This window comes from Microvirga sp. 2TAF3, from assembly GCF_052114965.1.
Classification (GTDB): domain Bacteria; phylum Pseudomonadota; class Alphaproteobacteria; order Rhizobiales; family Beijerinckiaceae; genus Microvirga.
This window is the reverse complement of sequence record NZ_JBFRFT010000004.1, coordinates 112,103-128,521: the sequence shown is the minus strand read 5'-3', so window position 1 is coordinate 128,521 and position 16,419 is coordinate 112,103. Positions and strand designations below refer to the sequence as shown.

Below are 16,419 nucleotides of genomic sequence, written 5' to 3'. Positions count from 1 at the left end.
GCCGGTCGCGGCCGCTTTCTTTATGGTGAGGCGCTGGCCGCTTTCGGGCGGGCTTCGGCGCTGCGCACCAACTGGATCACCGGTACGAGGCCGACCAGCACGATGACGAGGGCGGCGAGAGAGCCGTCCTCGAACGCCCCGCGTGAGGCATGCCCATAGACGAGCGTGGCCAGGGTTTCGGTATTCAGCGGCCGCAACAGAAGCGTCGCCGACAATTCCTTGATGCAGTCCACGAAGACCAGAAGCGCCGCGCTCGCCAGTGCAGGCCGCAGCAGCGGGATCTGGATTTTCAGCACCAGCTCCCGCGGCCTTGCGCCCAAAATCCGGCCCGCATCCTCGATCCCCGTGGATACCCGATCGAGCCCGGCTGAGAGCGAGCCCGTCGCGATCGGCAGGAAGCGGATCAGATAGGCGATGACGATGCCGCCCGCCGATCCCATCAGGATCAGCCCGACGCGCTCTCCCGTCAGTGCCTTCCACAAGACGCCCAGCCCCGTATCGATGGCGACGAGCGGGGTGAGAAGGCCGAGCGCCAGAACCGTGCCCGGCACCGCATAGCCGATGCCCGCGACCGCAAGCGCCACCTTCGTCAGATGAAGACGGGCAAGGCGCGATGCCGTGACGAGGACGATGCCAAAGGCCAAAGCCGCCACGGTGGCGGCGCTCGACAGACCGATCGTCGTCAGGAGATGGGTGAGGAACGCGTCATCAATCTGCTCGCTCAAGCTGCGCCGCGCCACCTCCCGGAGCAGGAAGGCGACCGGAAGAATGAAGCCCATCAGAACCGGAAGCGCGCAGAAGAGCGTCGCCAGCCAGCCGCTTCCGGCGGAGAGATCGACAGGCTGCGTCACCCGGGGGCGGCGTGTCGACAGGGCATAGCGCCGGTCGCGCCGGCCGTACCGCTCGATGAAGATCAGGGCGATGACCAGGGCAAGCATGACGCAGGCGATCTGCGCCGCGCCGGCCAGGCTGCCGCGATTGAGCCAGGTGGTGAAGATGGACACGGTAAGCGTGCGCACGCCGAGATATTCGCTCGCGCCGATATCGTTCAGCGCTTCCAGCAGGACGAGGGACAGGCCGACGGCGAGGGCAGGGCGGGCGAGCGGAATCGCGATGGCGCGAAAGAGCTTGAACCGGCTCGCGCCGAGCGTGCGCGCCACCTCGATCATGCTGGCGCTCTGGGTGAGGAACATCACCCGCGCGGCGAGATAGACATAAGGGTAGAGAACGGCAGACATCACAAAAATGCAGCCGTAGACCGAGCGGATTTCGGGAAACCAGTAATCGGCGCGGGACGTCCAGCCCATGAGGCTGCGCAGGCCCATCTGCACCGGCCCCGCCGCGTCGAAGATTTCGACATAGATATAGGCCGTGATGTAGGTCGGCACCGCGAGCGGCAGGGGAAGAAGCGCGGAGAGCAGAGCTCTCCCCGGAAAGCGGTGCGCGGTTACGAGCCACGCGGTGCCGATTCCGACCGAACCGGCAAGGATGGCGACGCCGCCGAGCAGCATTCCCGTATCGAGAAGGGCGGCGGGCAGGATATCGGCCGTCACCTGCGCCCAAAGGGTCGCCTCGCCCTGCGCCGCGATGTGGAGGAGCGAGACGAGCGGCGCCAGCACCAGAGCGGCGACCCCGATCACGACCGCAACGGACCAAAGCGGCGCGCCATTCAGGGCGCGCCGCAGAGAGGTTGCGGAAAAACGGTGGCTGAGAGCCAATGTATTCATGAAATGGCGACCGAAGAGGATGCGCTCTCCCGGGGGCGGGAGAGCGCTATGCCTTAGCGATCGAAGCCGACCTTGTCGACGAGGGCGCTGGCCTTCGCGCGGTTCTTCGCCACGTCGGAGAGGCTCATCTCCTCGGCGCGCAGAGGCCCGAAGGACTTCACGAGAGGATTGATCTCGATGCCGGCGCGGACGGGATATTCATAGTTCACATCGGCGAAGACATGCTGGGCCACCGGGGTCACCATGTATTCCATGAGCTTGAGGGCATTCTCGCGGTTCGGTGCGTTCTTGAGCATCACGATGCCCGAGACGTTCACATGCGTTCCGCCATCCTTGAAGGTCGGCAGGATCACATTGATCGCTTCGGCCCACTTCTTCTGGTCGGGGTTCGTGCCGTTGGTCATGAGGCCGACATAGTACGTGTTGCCGAGGCCGATGTCGCAGACGCCGGCCAGAATGTCCTTCGCCACGTCGCGGTCACCGCCGGAGGGTTTCTTGGCGAGATTGGCCTTCACGCCCTTCAGCCATTCCTCCGTCTTCGCCTCGCCGTGCTTGACGATCATCGCGGCGGTCAAGGCAATGTTGTACTGGTGCTGGAACGAACGGGTGCAGATCTTGCCCTTCCACTTCGGGTCCGCCAGGTCTTCATAAGTGATGGCCTTGTCCTTCACCCGATCCTTCGAGGCATAGATCGAGCGGGCGCGCATCGACAGGGCGAACCAGCGATTGTCGGGATCGCGAAGCTGCGACGGGATGGCGGAGGTCAGGACCTCCGACTTCACCGGCTGCGTGATGCCGAGATCCACCGCCTCCTGAATCTTGCCGATATCGACGGTAATGAGCACGTCAGCCGGGCTGCTCTCGCCCTCGGCCTTGATGCGCTCCGCTAGGCCCTGCTCGGAGAAGATGGCGTTGACTTTGATGCCGGTCGCTTTGGTGAACTCGTCGAGGGTTGCGGAATAGAGGCCAGGTTCGCGGTTCGTATAAACATTCACGACGCCCTGCGCCGAGGCCGGCAGGCCCGATCCCGCAAGAGCGCCCAGTGCCGCCGCACCGAAAAGCAATCCGCGCGCAAACGTGGTGTTCATCATCATGACTTCCTCAGCAACATGTCAGGCAGGTGGGGACCTCGTGTCCCAGTCACCCCCGCAAGAACCACGCGGCGGAGAACGCGTCAACAAAAAAGTTAATTATTTCAATGGTTTATAGGAATTCTAAACTGGCCGTAGCTTATAAAAATTCTAAGCTGAGATCGCCTCCCTGACCTCGGTGCGGCCTGCCGGGGCGTTCCGCAGGCGCGTGAGTTCGCTTTCCATCTTCTCCATGTTGTCGAAGAGGCGTTCGGTGGTGAGGCGCAGGAAGTAGAAGCCGAATTCCGGGTTCTGGAAATAGAGCTGGCGCACCTCGTCATAGGTGATGCTGAGAACCTCGCCGCTCTCCAGGCATTCCAGCGTCTGGGTACGTTTGTTGTCGGGCGAGAGGAAGCCCATCTCGCCGACGATCCGGCCCTGCGGCAAATCGATGCCGAGTTCCTTCAGCCGGTAGCGGCCCGAGAGGGTATAGAACATGCAATCGGCACCGTCGCCCTTGGCGAACAGGGTCTCGCCCGTCTTCACCGTCCGCCGGGTCATGAAGGGCTTGAGCCAATCCATGGACAGGTCGCTTTTGGAGGCGTGCTTCACCTTCTGGATCAGCCTCAGCATCTGATAGAGCCGGATGCCGTTGAGCGGGAGCAGGATCAGGTTCACCGTCATGCTCGGATAGAGACCCATGAGGCTCGCATAAGTGAGCGACACGAGGTTGGTCGCGATGCCGATGCAGCGCAACGGGATGATGGTGCGCATCGCGCTGCCGGTGATGGCGAGCGCGGCGCCCAGCCAACCGATGGCTTCAATCCATGTCATGAAAAGGCCCCGCCTGTTTCGATATGCTGTTGCGGCATATAACATTCCTATGATGAAGTCAGGCGGATATGCGGTGTCGCACATCCGTAATAACCAAGGTGACAAGCGTTCCAGAAATAACTCGGCCTTATGGATTATTTCGATCTAAAGACCTATGGTTGTCGGAATAGAATAAAGAAGAGATCCGTATTGATATTTTATAACTTGATCGCGCATGTCAACTTGGGTCTTGGCTTAGATCTGAGGATCGAGAGGGAATGAATCTTCGATTTGTCGAAACCTTCCTCTGGGTTGCCCGCCTCGGCAGCTTCAGCGCTGCGGCGGAGAAGCTCAACACGACGCAGGCCGCCATCTCGAACCGGATCGCCACCCTGGAGCGCGACCTCGGCATCAGGCTCTTCGAACGCGATGCGCGCTGCGTGCGCCTGACGGTGCTGGGCCAGCAGGCGGTGGCGAAGGCAGAGGAGCTGGTCCGCGTCGCGAACGAATTCCGCGAGGCGGTCAGCGATCCGGGCAGCCTGCGCGGCTCGATCCGCATCGGCACCATCGATTCCATCGTCCACGCCTGGCTGCCGCAATTCATCGATCGCTTCCGGGCGCGTTATCCGAGCGTCGCCATCGACCTCAACACCGATACCAGCCTCAATATTGCCCGCGACGTGTCGGACCGGAGGGTCGACCTGGCGCTTATCATGGGCCCGGTCATTGCACCGGATCTCATCAATCTCGATCTCTGCACCTTTCAATGCACCTGGCTCGCGAGCCCCATGCTCGGCTTCCCCGACAGGCCGCTGACCCTGGCCGAGGTCGCGAACCAGCCGATCCTCGCCTATTCCAAGGACAGCCAGCCGCATCATCGCGTGCTCCGGCAACTGGCCGAGGCCGGGATCGAGGACCCCACGATCTACAACTCGAATTCGCTCGCCACGATCATGCGGCTGGCGCAGGACGGCATCGGAGTGACGCCCCTGCCCAAGGTCATCGTCCGCGACCGGCTCGCTTCGCGGGCCCTTGTCGAGCTCGACGTCGCGCCCGCTTTCCCACCGCTGACCTTCCAGGCCGTCTACTCCGATCACCCGGACAACCTGATCTCCGCGGTCGCGGCGCAGATGGCGCAGGATGTCGCACACAGCTTCTCGCTCGCCCAAACCGACGGCGCCTCGTGGTAGGGAGGCGCTAATTCCTTGAAAATGCTTGTTGTGCAGTGCCGAACAAGCAAAACTTGCCCTGCAGGAAAAGTATTTCGCGTTTGTACGGACTTGTCCCGCTTGCTCAACCTGCTGGCCTTAGTTCCAACGGAGGCCGGGACGTGAAAGTCAGTCTAATCCAAATGAATTCCGGGGATGACAAGGCGGCGAACCTTAAAACCGCTGCTGCCCTGATCGAGAAGGCCGTGAACGAGGAGGCTCCTGACCTCATCGTTCTGCCGGAATATTATGCTTACCTTGGGGAGGGTCGTGACAATGTCCACGGCAGCGCCGAGGAGTTCCCCAATGGTGAATCCTACCGCCTGATGTCGGAATTGGCCGCCAAGCACGGTGTGACGATCCATGCCGGCAGCGTCGTCGAGCGCGCGGGCAACAACCACTACAACACGACGCTGGTTTTCGACCCGAAGGGCAAGGAAATCGCGAAGTACCGCAAGATCCACCTGTTCGACGTCGACACCCCCGGCGGCGTCAGCTACCGCGAATCCGATACGATCAGCCGTGGCCAGGATATCGTGACCTACAAGGTCGGCGACGTGACGGTCGGCTGCGCCATCTGCTACGACATCCGCTTCCCCGAGCTGTTCCGCAAGCTGCGTGACGCCGGAGCCGATGTGATCGTGCTGCCCGCCGCCTTCACCCTGATGACCGGCAAGGATCACTGGGAAGTGCTCGCCCGTGCCCGCGCCGTCGAGACGCAGACCTACTTCCTCGCGGTCGGCCAGGTCGGGGCCCATGCCGGCGGCAAGAAGTGGTGCTGGGGCCATTCCATGGTCATCGATCCGTGGGGCCACATCGTCGCGCAGTGCTCGGACCGCGTGTCCAATACCAGCGCCAGTCTCGACCTCGACTACACGGGCGTCGTGCGCGGCAACGTGCCGGTCGCCAAGCACCATGTTCTTGCTTGAGGATATTGCCAATGTTCACCGTCAATCCCATGCCGAAGCAGATCTCTCAGGAGCTCGTTGCGCTCCTTGAGAAGGTCGAAACCGCGACCGTCGGCCACTTCCTCCATTCCGGCTTCCTCGACCGCGAATTGCGCGCGGTGCTGCCGGAGAAGCGCATCGCCGGAACGGCAGTCACCGTGCGCTTGCCGCATGCGGACAGCACGATCCTGCACTACCTGACCAAGCTCGTCCGGCCGGGCGACATCGTGGTGGTGGATCGCTGCGGCGACGACAAACACGCCTGCTGGGGCGGCGTCGTCACGCACGCCATGAAGATCGCGGGCGTGAAGGCCGGCATCATCGACGGTCCCGCCACCGACTTCTCGGAAATCCGCAAGGTCGAGATGGGCATGTGGTGCCGCGGCCCGTCGCCGATCACTACCAAGATCCTCGGCCTGGAAGGCGCGATCAACGTGCCCGTGACGGTCGGCGGTCAGGTGATCGAGCCGGGTGATGCGATCCTCGCCGACGAGAGCGGCGTAATCGTGCTCAATCCCGCCGACGCCAAAGCGGTCGCCGAGCGCGCCATCGGCATGCAGGAAGCCGAGATCAAGACGCTGGAGCGTCTGCGCAACGGCGAGAAGCTGCCGGACATGTCCGGTGCGACCCGCATCGTGGAAGAGAAGCTCCGACGCGTCGCCTGACGCGGTGGTCACGAAGTCATCGCAGTACAACTCAGAGGGATAAGACAATGACGAAACTGCAAACTCTTCTCGGCGTGTCGGCGCTGGCCCTTGCCGCGTCGACACCCGCTTTCGCCGAGACGGTCACGCTCGCGGCCTATAGCGGCATCTTCCAGGATCATTACACGAAGGCGGTCATCGAGCCTTTCATGAAGGCTCATCCGGACATCAAGGTCGAGTTCTACGGCATGCCGAATTCCGCCCAGATGCTCGGCACGCTTCGCGCCCAGAAATCGGCGCCGCAGATCGATGTGGTGATCATGGACGTGTCGGTGTCGAAGGCCGGCACAGACGAGGGCCTGTTCGACAAGATCGACGAGAGCGTGTCGAAAAACGTCGCCGACCTCTATCCCGCGGCCCGTGCGGAGGGCGTCAGCGGCGTCGCGGTGACCTTCGACAACCTCGTCCTGCTCTACAACAAGGACCAGGTGAAGACCGCGCCGACCTCCTGGAATGCGCTGTGGGACAAGCAATATGCGGGCAAGGTCGCCATCCCCGCCGTGCCTGACATTCAGGGCACGACGCTGACCATCATCACCGACAAGATGGCCGGCGGCAGCGATTACAAGACCAGCGTCGAGGCCGGCATCAAGAAGCTCGGGGAGCTTGCTCCCAACGTGCAGACCTGGGATCCGAAGCCGGACGTCTATGCGCCCATCGCCAATGGCCAGGCATCCCTCGGCATCGGCTGGAACGCCCGCGCCCAGGTCTATGCGGACTCGTCCGGCGGCAAGCTCGGCGTGGTTCTGCCGAAAGAAGGCAGCGGCTTCCAGATCAACACGATCAACCTGGTGAAGAACGCGCCGAGCAGCAAGGCGGCCAAGACCTTCATCGATTACGCACTGAAGCCCGAGACCCAGGCGGCCTTCACGGAACGGATGTTCTACGCACCCACGAATGCCAAGGCGAAGATCTCGCAGGCCGCGCTCGATCGCACGGCAGCGGGCGCGATGGACAGGATGATCTCCATCGACTGGATCGCCGTGGCCGGTATCCGTGACAAGATCACGGAGCAATGGCGGCGGCGCGTCATTCCGCTCAGCCGCTGATCCCGACCTGCCGCAGCCCAAAGCATGATCCGGAAAAGTGGAATCCGGTTTTCGAAAAGATCATGCATAATCAAAGGATGAGAGTTGGATCATGTTTCGGTGAAACATGATCCAACGCGAGAGCTTGCATGGAGCGCGTTATGATGCATCAGAAAATCCTGTCCGGGACTCCGACAGCGTTGACCGGCCTCGACGCGCACCTGCGCCTCGACGGTCTCACGAAACGCTACGGCGATTCCCTCGCCGTGGCCGCTCTGGACCTCGCTGTTCCGAAAGGGGAGCTCGTGGCACTCCTCGGGCCCTCGGGCTGCGGCAAGACAACGACCCTGCGCATGATCGCAGGGCTCATCACGCCGAGCGACGGGCGCATCGTCGTCGGCGGCAACGACATCACGCAGATGCCGGTCTACAAGCGCGACATGGGGCTCGTCTTCCAGAGCTACGCGCTGTTCCCCCACATGACGGTGGCGAAGAACGTCGCTTTCGGCCTGGAAATGCGCGCAGTTCCTAAGCCTGAAATCGAGAAGAGGGTGAAGGAAGCCCTCGCCATGGTGCGGCTCGAGGCGCTTGCCGAGCGCAAGCCGCGCGAATTGTCCGGCGGTCAGCAGCAGCGCGTGGCGCTCGCCCGCGCCCTGGTGATCCGCCCCTCGATCCTGCTTCTCGACGAGCCGCTCTCCAACCTCGATGCGAAGCTGCGCGACGAGATGCGCAACGAGATCCGCGACATCCAGCAGAATCTCGGCATCACCGCAGTGTTCGTCACGCACGACCAAGTGGAAGCGCTCAGCATGTGCGACAAGGTCGTCGTGATGAAGGGGGGCAAGCTCGAACAGGTAGGCACCCCCGTCGATGTCTACGAGCAGCCTGCAACGCCCTTCGTCGCCTCCTTCGTCGGACGCACGAACCGGCTCGATGGTGTCGCCAAGGGTGACGGCACCGTCTTCATCGGCTCGGCGGCCGTGCGCGTGCCCGGGCGGCCGGGCGGAAATGTCGAGATCATGGTGCGCCCGCACCGGATCAGGCTGAGCGATGGGGATGGCGCTGCGGGCGAGGGGCTCAACCGGCTCGACGGGCGCCTGACCCGCGTCACCTTCGTCGGCGACCTGCTGCAATATCATGTGGATGTGGGCGGCATGGAGATGGTCGTCGAGGCCGCCTCGGATCACGGGCGCGGATTCCGTAAGGTGGGCGCGCCGGTTTCGCTGTCCTGGCGTATCGAGGATACGATGGTGTTCGGGAGGGCGGCATGAGCGCCGCCGTTGCCCATCCCATGGTCGCCGCGCCGCGTCCGGCTCTCGGCCGGGCGGGCACTGCGACCCTTCTGCTGCTGCCGATCGCGCTGGTGAATGCCATCGGCTTCATCCTGCCCGTTCTCAATCTCCTTCGAATGTCCTTCAACGAGGCGCTGTCCGGCGGCGGCATTCGCGAGACATTCACGCTCGCGAACTGGAGCGGACTGTTTGGAGACGCGTTCTATCTCGAACTGATTGTCAATTCGGTCGTCGTCAGCCTCACGATCACGGCCCTGACCTTGGTCCTGTCCTATCCGATCGCGCTTTATCTCCACCGCAGCACGGGGCGCTGGCGCACGTTTCTCACGGTGCTGGTGATCTCGCCGCTGCTGACTTCCGCCGTGGTGCGCACCTATGGCTGGATCGCGCTTCTCGCCGATCAGGGCCCCATCGTGAGCGCTGTCTCGGCCCTCGGTTTCGCGCCGCCGCGCCTGATGTTCAACACCACCGGCGTCGTGATCGGCCTCGTCGAGATTCTGATGCCCTATATGATCCTGTCGCTTCTTGCCGGTTTTGGGCGTCTCGATCCGCGCGTGGAGGAGGCGGCGATGACGCTCGGCGCACCGCCGGCCAGGACCTTCTGGCGCGTGATCCTGCCGCTCACGCTGCCCGGCATCGCGCTCGGCTGCCTGCTCTGCTTCGTCCTCGCAGTGTCGTCCTTCATCACGCCGAAGCTGCTCGGTGGCGGCCGCGTCTTCCTGCTGGCCACCGAGATCTACGATCAGGCTATCGTGACCCTGAACTGGCCCCTGGCATCGACCCTCTCGATCCTCGTGCTCGTCATCTTCGGAGCGGCGCTCGCCGTCTATGCCCGCGTGCTGCGGGCCATCGATTAGGAGGCCGCCATGGAAGCCGGCAATACGTCACTGCCCATGAAGATCCTGGTCGCGGTTCTCTTTCTCTTTCTGCTCGCGCCCGTGATCCTCGTCGTGCCGATCTCGTTCAGCGGCGAACAGATTCTGTCGTTCCCGCCGCAGAGTTGGTCTTTGCGCTGGTACACAGCGCTGGCCGAGAACACAGCGATCATCTCGGCCTTCTGGACGAGCCTCATGCTCGGCGCCATCGTCACGGTTCTATCCCTGGCGGCGGCCGTTCCGGCGGCCTATGTGATCGTGCGGATGAAGACGGCGGGATCGGGGTTTCTCTATAACCTCTTCACCGCGCCGTTGCTCCTACCCACCATCGTCCTCGGCCTCGCCATTCTCATCGTCTTCGCATCGGCCGGTTTCCTCGGTTCGTTCTGGGGATTGGTGATCGGCCATCTCGTGATCACGCTGCCCTACGCCCTGCGCGTGCTGGCGACGACGCTCGGCAATCTGAACATTGCGTGCGAGGAGGCCGCGTCGACTCTCGGCGGCAGACCGATCACCGTGTTCCGGCGCGTGACGCTGCCGATGATGGCGCCCGGAATCGTCGCCGCCACGGCGCTTTGCTTCCTGGTGTCGTTCGACGAGGTGGTGATCACGCTCTTCCTCACCGGGCCGCGACTGACCACGCTGCCGGTGGAACTGTTCCACCACGTGGAGAGCCGCGCCGATCCGCTGGTGGCGAGCGTTTCCGTTCTCCTCATCATCCTCACGCTCGCCGTCGTCATGATCGTCGACCGCACGGTCGGCCTGTCGAAGACTTTCGTGAAGTGATCCGAGCAGCATCGAGAAACGTAAAAGGGCTCCCTTCCGATCATTGTCGGGAGGGAGTTTTTCTATGGCGGGATCGGTCCTGTTCAGAATTGTGATCAAGGAAAAATATCCCGCTCACGGCGGTTGCGCCCCAGGCGTCTTTGAGGAAGATACTCTCCAAACAGAGAGGATTTTGGGGGCGTTATGTTCAAGACCATCGGTGCCGTGCTCGCTGTCGCTTTGGCTGTCGCGGGCTGCAAGACGACGGAGGAGGCGGCGAGTGCCGTTCGTGCCAAGTGGATCGGGCAGCCGATCGACAATTTCTTCGTCGAGAACGGCCCGCCGATCTCGAGCTATACGCTCGATTCCGGCGGCATGATCTATACGTGGCGGGGAGGGGAGACGAGCTTCGTCAGGCCTGCTCAATACCAGACAAATTCGAATTTCGGTTCGAGGCCACTCAGTTCGACATCGAAGACCACGACGGTTACCGCCAACCCGTCGCCGGGTGTGACCGTGACGCGGTCGAGCACGACGAATTCGTCATTCGGATTTTCCGCTGCGCCTACGACCACCATGGTCCGTCCTGCGCAACACGTCTCGCTCTTCTGCGAGGCGCAGATCACGGCGGATGATCAAGGCACGATTATTGCCGTCCGGATCAATCGGGATACGGAAGGAGCAGCCTTCTCCCTGTCCCGCTGCGCTGAGATCTTCGGCTCGTAACCGCCGAGAGACTTTCCGGTCATCGCCTCGCCTTGAACACCTCTTCCGTTCACAAACGGACGGGGTGTTTGGTATTGGAGAGGCGAAAGGTAGCCTTGGAAATTCTGGGTGCCGAGTCAGAAACGGAAGCCCGCTCCGACGCCGCTGCCGGTCAAGACGGGTTCCATGGTTCGTGGTGACGACGGGCGCGATGTTTCGAGCTTGGCTGGCACGTCGATGGCCCGGCGCTGGATCGCTGGATCGACACGCTCGGAAGCCGCCGTCTGCCGCATTGCGGTGCCGCCCAGAGAGGGCGGGGGCGGGACGGCCGTGCGTGGAAGAACGCCTTGTGGCGCGCCGGTACTGCAACCGGCAAGAGTGGTTCCGAAAAGAAGCAGGGCAGAAAGGGCCGCCAGAATACGCATGTTGCAGTTCCGCTATTGACGCAAGGTTACTTAAACCCTGACGGCCGGAAGTCGAGTCTTTGCCGGATGGGATCTGTCGCCCTGCCGCTCGTTACTTGTTCAGGCTGCGCAGATAGGCCTTGAAGTCGAAGATCTGTGCGACGCTCAAGGAGATCTCCGGCATGTCCGGATGGTTGATCACGAGGCCCTCGCCGAGGGATTCGTCGAGATTGTCGATAGGGTAGCGCGTGTGAAGATCGCGGAACGGGATCGTGCCCTCCTTGGGGCTCTTATCCGTCTGCCCGATGGCATGGCACATGGAGCAGTATTTCTGCGCAATGGCGCGGCCGCGGCGGACATTGCCCTGAGCGGCTTCCGCAAAGGTCGGGACGAGAAAGGCCAGGCTCAAACCCAGCGCAAGGGCGCTCTTCTTTCGCAAGCTTATTCACTCCACCAGTATTGGTCGCCGTACACTACAAGGGCGAGAACCATCGGCACAACGACGAAGTCCGTCATGCGCCGGATATGATCTCGTTCTAGGTCGGATGACGTTTCTTATTATGGCTCTCGGTGCTTTCCTGATTTTCTTTTATTTCAGAATGATAGGTTAAGCGCCGACCGACACTGCTTGATGTTCTGTCCCGTCGATGGCGTCCCGGTTTTTGCCAAGGAGCGGCTGCCTGGGTGATATGAAAAAGGCCCGGTGACAACACCGGGCCTCGTCTGTCGCGAATGCGACGTGGGTATTAGTAGGTCGAGAACTTGTAGTTCAGCTTCGCACGGACGACGGCGAAGTCGTTGTCGCGGCGGTTGTCCACGCCAGCGACGAACACGGGCGTGCCATTCGCCAGAGTGCCGACCACGCCGTTGTTGCCGCTGCGGCCGAGGTTCACATACAGACCTTCGACGCCAGCCGTCAGATTGTTGGTGAACGCGTACTCGACGCCACCGCCGACAACCCAGCCGGTGCGGGTGTCGTTGCTGTTGACCAAGCCGTTGAAGTTGTTGTTGTCGCCGCCACCGCCATAGGCGAAACCGCCGGTGGCGTAGATGAGGGCGCGATCGAAGGCGACACCGGCGCGGGCGCGCACCGTGCCGAACCAATCAAGGCCGTTGTCGCGGCTGGCCGCAATGAAGCCGGCCGGGACGGTACCGGTGACGAAAGCGGTCCGGTTGTTGCCGCCGAAGCTGGTCCCCTGGATGTCCGCCTCGAGACCGACGACGAACGAGCCGATCTGATAGTTGTAGCCGGCCTGGGCGCCACCGACGAAGCCGACGTCGTTGTTGTTGGTGGAGATGATGGTAGCGCCGCCGGGGCCGAAGCCGGGGGTGGCACCGGGAATGAAGACCGTGCGGTCATTCTGGTTCTGCCAACCAGCGCCGGCATTCACGCCGAGGTAGAAGCCCGTCCAGGTGAAGACCGGGACCGCAGCAATGATCGGAGCCGGAGCGCGACGCGAGGGGAGATCCGCGGCCTGTGCGGCAGAAGCGGCGATGGCCAGGGCTGCCGTTCCGGCGAGCAGGCTGAGGAGAGACGAACGCATAAGAGCTTCCTCTTTTCTTGAGTTGGGATGCTGCACCTTTACTTAGAGGAATCCGTTTTGGGTATTGCTGTTTCGCAACACCACTAACAAAAACTAAAGAGCTGCAAGTGCATGTTATGTAGTAGCGGATTAATAGTACTAAAACTATGAAATAGTATTAAGTTGACGGCGTGAGCTTCATATGCGCTGATAAAGCCAGCGAGTTTCCAGGAAGACTGGGAGTTTGCCTTGAGGAGAGAACTTCGCCCTGTTGCAAATGCAACAGGGCTTTTTTCTTTTGTGCATGGCTGTCGATGGGACAAGGGATCCGCTCCCGCCTCATCGTTGCGCCTGACGATTTCAATTGGCATCACGGAACGCCCGTTCAAGCTCAGGGGTTGAATCGGTATGTTCTGCGAGGAATGCATGCAACGCAATGCCGAGAGGCTCGTTCGAGCCGGATCCGCAGGAGCAGGAGTTCTGCTGCTCCTGCTCGCCACTACAGGGCCGGCCGCAGCGGGTTGCAGGGATGCGCCCGGCGCACGGGTCGACTGGTCCGGCTGCTCGAAGATGCGTCTCGTCCTGTCCGGCGATAATTTTGCGGGGGCCGTCTTCAACGGTGCGTTTCTCGGCGCGAGCGACTTTGCGGGCTCCGCCATGGCCGGCGCGACCTTTATCGGAACCGAGATCAGCTATACGCGCTTCGAGGGTGCCGATCTGTCGAAGGCGAATTTCACCAAGGCGATTGGCTGGCGCACCAATTTCGCGAAGGCAGACATGCAGGGCGTCAACTTTTCTTCGGCAGATATGAGCCGCTCCAACTTCGCGCAGACCAGACTGGCCGGGGCGAACCTGTCCAAATCAGAATTCAACAGATCCGATTTCAAAGGCGCCGATCTTTCTGGCGCGGACCTGTCGAAGGCCGAACTTGCCCGTGTGGAATTTCAGAATGCGAAGCTCTCCGGCGTCAATTTCAGCTTTTCGAATCTGTCGCGCGCCGACCTGAGCGGCGCCGATTTACAGGGGGTGGGTTTTTCGAGGGCCTATCTCTTTCTGACCCGGCTCGGCGGCGCGAATCTCAGCGGCGCGACCGGGCTGACGCAGAGGCAGATCGACATTGCCTGTGGCACGCAGCAGACAAAGCTTCCTTCCGGCCTGACCCAGCCATCGAGCTGGCCCTGCACCGAGACGGAGGACTGAACCGCCGGCGCCGGTGAGGAAGCGGTCATCGGTGTCGGCTTCCGCATCAGTCCCTCTCGAGGCCATGGGCAAAGGCGGATGCGATCTTCGCGTCGATCATCCGCTCGATGGCCGCCGTGATCTCGCTGGCGCGATCCGGATCCTCAAGCACCTCCCTCAGAAGCCGGAACAGGCTGCCTGCGGCGAATTCCGTTTCGCCCAAGGGGAGGGCGTGGGGTAAGTGAAGATCTGAAGCCATCTCACCGTCTCCTGGCTGGGGCGATATCGCTCCCGCGGGTTCCCAGCGAATTCGCCCGACCATAGACCAGTTAGTCCAAGGTTCGCATTTCGAAAGGTGGGTACCCCGAGGCAGATCGTCGTCCGGTTAGTGACGATTCCTGTTGCTTTCCGAATGCTATTTCCGATCCTGGGGCCGATCATAGTCTTCGAGAAGGGATTCCATGTCCGCGTTCTTTCATCCCGCAGCAGCAGTCCCTGTCCTAGAGACTGAACGTCTCAGGATGCGGTGTCACCGAACCGACGATTTCGACGATTGCCTCGCCATGTGGGCCGATTCCGGTGTCACCCGTTTCATCGGCGGCCGGCCTTTCACCCAGGAGGAGGTCTGGTCGCGCCTGCTGCGCTATGTGGGGCATTGGTCGCTGCTGGGCTACGGCTTTTGGGCGGTCGAGGAAAAGGCGACCGGTGCCTTCCTGGGAGAGATCGGCTTTGCCGATTTCAAGCGAACCATCGAACCGTCCCTCGAAGGAATGCCGGAAATCGGCTGGGTTCTCATTCCGAAGGCGCATGGCAAGGGCTACGCGACGGAGGCCGTGCGCGCGGCGACCGCTTGGGGCGACACCCATTTCGGAGAGGCCCGGACCGTATGCATCATCAGCCCTGAAAACCTGCCCTCGATCCGTGTCGCGGAAAAGTGCGGGTATCGGGAGTTCCTGCGCACGAACTACAAGGACAAGCCTGCGATCCTGTTTCGCCGGTAGGGGAGGCGTCTTGCACCCCGACTTCAACTCTCCAGCAAGCTGTCCTGCTGGAGCGCATGCTCGGACGGAGTTGGAGCGTGCGCTCTATCTCTTTGTTGGAGCATCGTTTTTCGCGAAGAAGCGGACCCGGTTTTGCGGCCACACGATGCTCTCACCTGACGCTTTAGAGAATGAAGTAGCTTTTGGCGAGGCTGATGGCCCCTTTGAGTTGGATCGAGAAGTCGGCCTGTCCATCGCCGTTCACGTCGCCATAGATGTAGGTATAGCCCTTCACCGTCTCGTAACGGAGTTCGCCCGGCTTGTTGTGAAAGTCCTGTTTCGCGATGAACGTGAATGCCTGATTTCCCGCCCGCATGATGTTCGCATCGATCCCTGAAAGATCGATCTTGTCCTTCTGCTTCGCAGAGAAATCGAAGATCGTATCGCGCCCGGTTTTGTCGACCGCGCTGTCGCGAACGGACTTGAAGATGAAGGTATCGGCCCCCGTGCCGCCGTAAAGCCGGTCGGCTCCGATGCCGCCGGCGAGCTTGTCGTCACCGCCGAAACCTTCGATCCTGTCCCCTGCTTTGCCGCCCGCGATCGTATCGTTCCCGGCGAGAGCCAGTTTATAAATCCCGAAATCGTCCGATCTGGATGCCGTCCCTGCGGCCTTCGCAAACTTGACGATGGGAATGTTCATCCCGTCGATGGATCCAAGCTTCTTGCCGCTGAGAAACCCGGCATAGCTCGTGACAGTGCCGCCGTTGGGAACGCCCTTTGCATCGTATGTGAAGCCATAGCCGCGAAACTCGTCGCGGAACGATAGATAACTGTAGTTCACAGCAAAAACGGTCGACTTGCTCGTGTAGCTGGTGCCGTAATAGAGGCTGCTCAGATTGAAATCTCTGAGATCGAGACCGTAGGATGCATTCCAGATAAGCCGAGCCATTTTACCCTCGAACTATGCAGAGTATTGCATTGATCATATGGCGAGGCGCTGGGCAATGGCGCAAAAGGACAGGGTCTTTGTTGCTGTTCTTGAGATAAATACCGTATAAAATCGAAAGAGACCGTGCTTCTGCCAATATCCGGAAGTTCTGGAAAGGAAGTTCGAGGGGTGTCTCTGCTGCACCTGACGCGCAGGGCCGAGCCGTCTGGATCGGGGAAGGTTTAGGCTGGCTATAATACTATTGATATAT

General features: G+C 61.6%; 18 protein-coding genes. 10 read left to right on the top strand and 8 right to left on the bottom strand.

Going from position 1 to position 16,419, the window contains the following annotated elements; genetic code table 11:
• Positions 1-20: 20 nt before the first annotated feature.
• The 3 genes from AB4Y97_RS06115 to AB4Y97_RS06105 all read right to left on the bottom strand — a co-directional run bounded on the left by AB4Y97_RS06115 (position 21) and on the right by AB4Y97_RS06105 (position 3,631).
• A complete protein-coding gene (locus tag AB4Y97_RS06115) occupies positions 21-1,727 on the bottom strand; it encodes an ABC transporter permease (protein ID WP_441998127.1) in 1,707 nt (568 codons plus the stop codon).
• Positions 1,728-1,780: 53 nt separating this feature from the next.
• Positions 1,781-2,818 carry a Fe(3+) ABC transporter substrate-binding protein gene (locus tag AB4Y97_RS06110; protein WP_441998259.1) on the bottom strand — a complete coding sequence of 346 codons (1,038 nt, stop codon included), beginning with the start codon at positions 2,816-2,818 and terminating at the stop codon, positions 1,781-1,783.
• A 150-nt stretch (positions 2,819-2,968) separates the two neighbouring features.
• On the bottom strand, positions 2,969-3,631 hold the full coding sequence (locus AB4Y97_RS06105) for a Crp/Fnr family transcriptional regulator (protein ID WP_441998126.1): 663 nt from the start codon (positions 3,629-3,631) through the stop codon (positions 2,969-2,971).
• Between the two features lie 257 nt (positions 3,632-3,888).
• On the opposite strand from AB4Y97_RS06105, the gene AB4Y97_RS06100 reads away from it, so the two are divergent.
• The 8 genes from AB4Y97_RS06100 (at position 3,889) to AB4Y97_RS06065 (ending at position 11,155) form a co-directional block, all read left to right on the top strand.
• Positions 3,889-4,800 carry a LysR family transcriptional regulator gene (locus tag AB4Y97_RS06100; protein WP_441998125.1) on the top strand — a complete coding sequence of 304 codons (912 nt, stop codon included), beginning with the start codon at positions 3,889-3,891 and terminating at the stop codon, positions 4,798-4,800.
• A 140-nt stretch (positions 4,801-4,940) separates the two neighbouring features.
• Positions 4,941-5,747: a carbon-nitrogen hydrolase family protein gene (locus AB4Y97_RS06095; protein ID WP_441998124.1), complete on the top strand. Its 807-nt coding sequence runs from the start codon at positions 4,941-4,943 to the stop codon at positions 5,745-5,747.
• 11 nt (positions 5,748-5,758) lie between these two features.
• Positions 5,759-6,430 (top strand): RraA family protein, encoded by a 672-nt coding sequence (locus tag AB4Y97_RS06090; RefSeq protein ID WP_441998123.1) that lies wholly within the window; start codon positions 5,759-5,761, stop codon positions 6,428-6,430.
• Between the two features lie 47 nt (positions 6,431-6,477).
• A complete protein-coding gene (locus AB4Y97_RS06085; RefSeq protein WP_441998122.1) occupies positions 6,478-7,518 on the top strand; it encodes an ABC transporter substrate-binding protein in 1,041 nt (346 codons plus the stop codon).
• Positions 7,519-7,658: 140 nt separating this feature from the next.
• Positions 7,659-8,768, top strand: coding sequence for an ABC transporter ATP-binding protein (locus AB4Y97_RS06080; protein ID WP_441998121.1), 1,110 nt, complete (start codon positions 7,659-7,661; stop codon positions 8,766-8,768).
• Between the two features lie 20 nt (positions 8,769-8,788).
• Positions 8,789-9,646, top strand: coding sequence for an ABC transporter permease (locus AB4Y97_RS06075; RefSeq protein WP_441998258.1), 858 nt, complete (start codon positions 8,789-8,791; stop codon positions 9,644-9,646).
• Positions 9,647-9,655: 9 nt separating this feature from the next.
• Complete coding sequence (locus AB4Y97_RS06070; RefSeq protein WP_441998120.1) at positions 9,656-10,450, top strand: ABC transporter permease; 795 nt, start codon at positions 9,656-9,658, stop codon at positions 10,448-10,450.
• A gap of 183 nt (positions 10,451-10,633) precedes the next feature.
• The gene (locus tag AB4Y97_RS06065; protein WP_441998119.1) at positions 10,634-11,155 is read left to right on the top strand and encodes a hypothetical protein; all 522 of its coding nucleotides are present in this window, start codon (positions 10,634-10,636) and stop codon (positions 11,153-11,155) included.
• A 116-nt stretch (positions 11,156-11,271) separates the two neighbouring features.
• On the opposite strand, the gene AB4Y97_RS06060 is transcribed toward AB4Y97_RS06065, so the two are convergent.
• The 3 genes from AB4Y97_RS06060 to AB4Y97_RS06050 form a co-directional block, all read right to left on the bottom strand.
• Positions 11,272-11,559: a hypothetical protein gene (locus AB4Y97_RS06060; RefSeq protein ID WP_441998118.1), complete on the bottom strand. Its 288-nt coding sequence runs from the start codon at positions 11,557-11,559 to the stop codon at positions 11,272-11,274.
• Between the two features lie 91 nt (positions 11,560-11,650).
• Entirely contained in the window at positions 11,651-11,977 is a 327-nt protein-coding gene (locus AB4Y97_RS06055; RefSeq protein ID WP_441998117.1) for a c-type cytochrome, read from the bottom strand.
• Positions 11,978-12,284: 307 nt separating this feature from the next.
• Complete coding sequence (locus tag AB4Y97_RS06050; RefSeq protein ID WP_441998116.1) at positions 12,285-13,082, bottom strand: outer membrane protein; 798 nt, start codon at positions 13,080-13,082, stop codon at positions 12,285-12,287.
• Positions 13,083-13,487: 405 nt separating this feature from the next.
• On the opposite strand from AB4Y97_RS06050, the gene AB4Y97_RS06045 reads away from it, so the two are divergent.
• Positions 13,488-14,261: a pentapeptide repeat-containing protein gene (locus AB4Y97_RS06045; RefSeq protein ID WP_441998115.1), complete on the top strand. Its 774-nt coding sequence runs from the start codon at positions 13,488-13,490 to the stop codon at positions 14,259-14,261.
• A gap of 46 nt (positions 14,262-14,307) precedes the next feature.
• On the opposite strand, the gene AB4Y97_RS06040 is transcribed toward AB4Y97_RS06045, so the two are convergent.
• Positions 14,308-14,499 (bottom strand): hypothetical protein, encoded by a 192-nt coding sequence (locus AB4Y97_RS06040; protein WP_441998114.1) that lies wholly within the window; start codon positions 14,497-14,499, stop codon positions 14,308-14,310.
• Between the two features lie 262 nt (positions 14,500-14,761).
• Between AB4Y97_RS06040 and AB4Y97_RS06035 the strand changes: the two genes are divergently transcribed.
• The gene (locus tag AB4Y97_RS06035) at positions 14,762-15,241 is read left to right on the top strand and encodes a GNAT family N-acetyltransferase (protein WP_441998113.1); all 480 of its coding nucleotides are present in this window, start codon (positions 14,762-14,764) and stop codon (positions 15,239-15,241) included.
• Between the two features lie 163 nt (positions 15,242-15,404).
• On the opposite strand, the gene AB4Y97_RS06030 is transcribed toward AB4Y97_RS06035, so the two are convergent.
• Entirely contained in the window at positions 15,405-16,169 is a 765-nt protein-coding gene (locus tag AB4Y97_RS06030; protein ID WP_441998112.1) for a calcium-binding protein, read from the bottom strand.
• Positions 16,170-16,419: the final 250 nt, after the last annotated feature.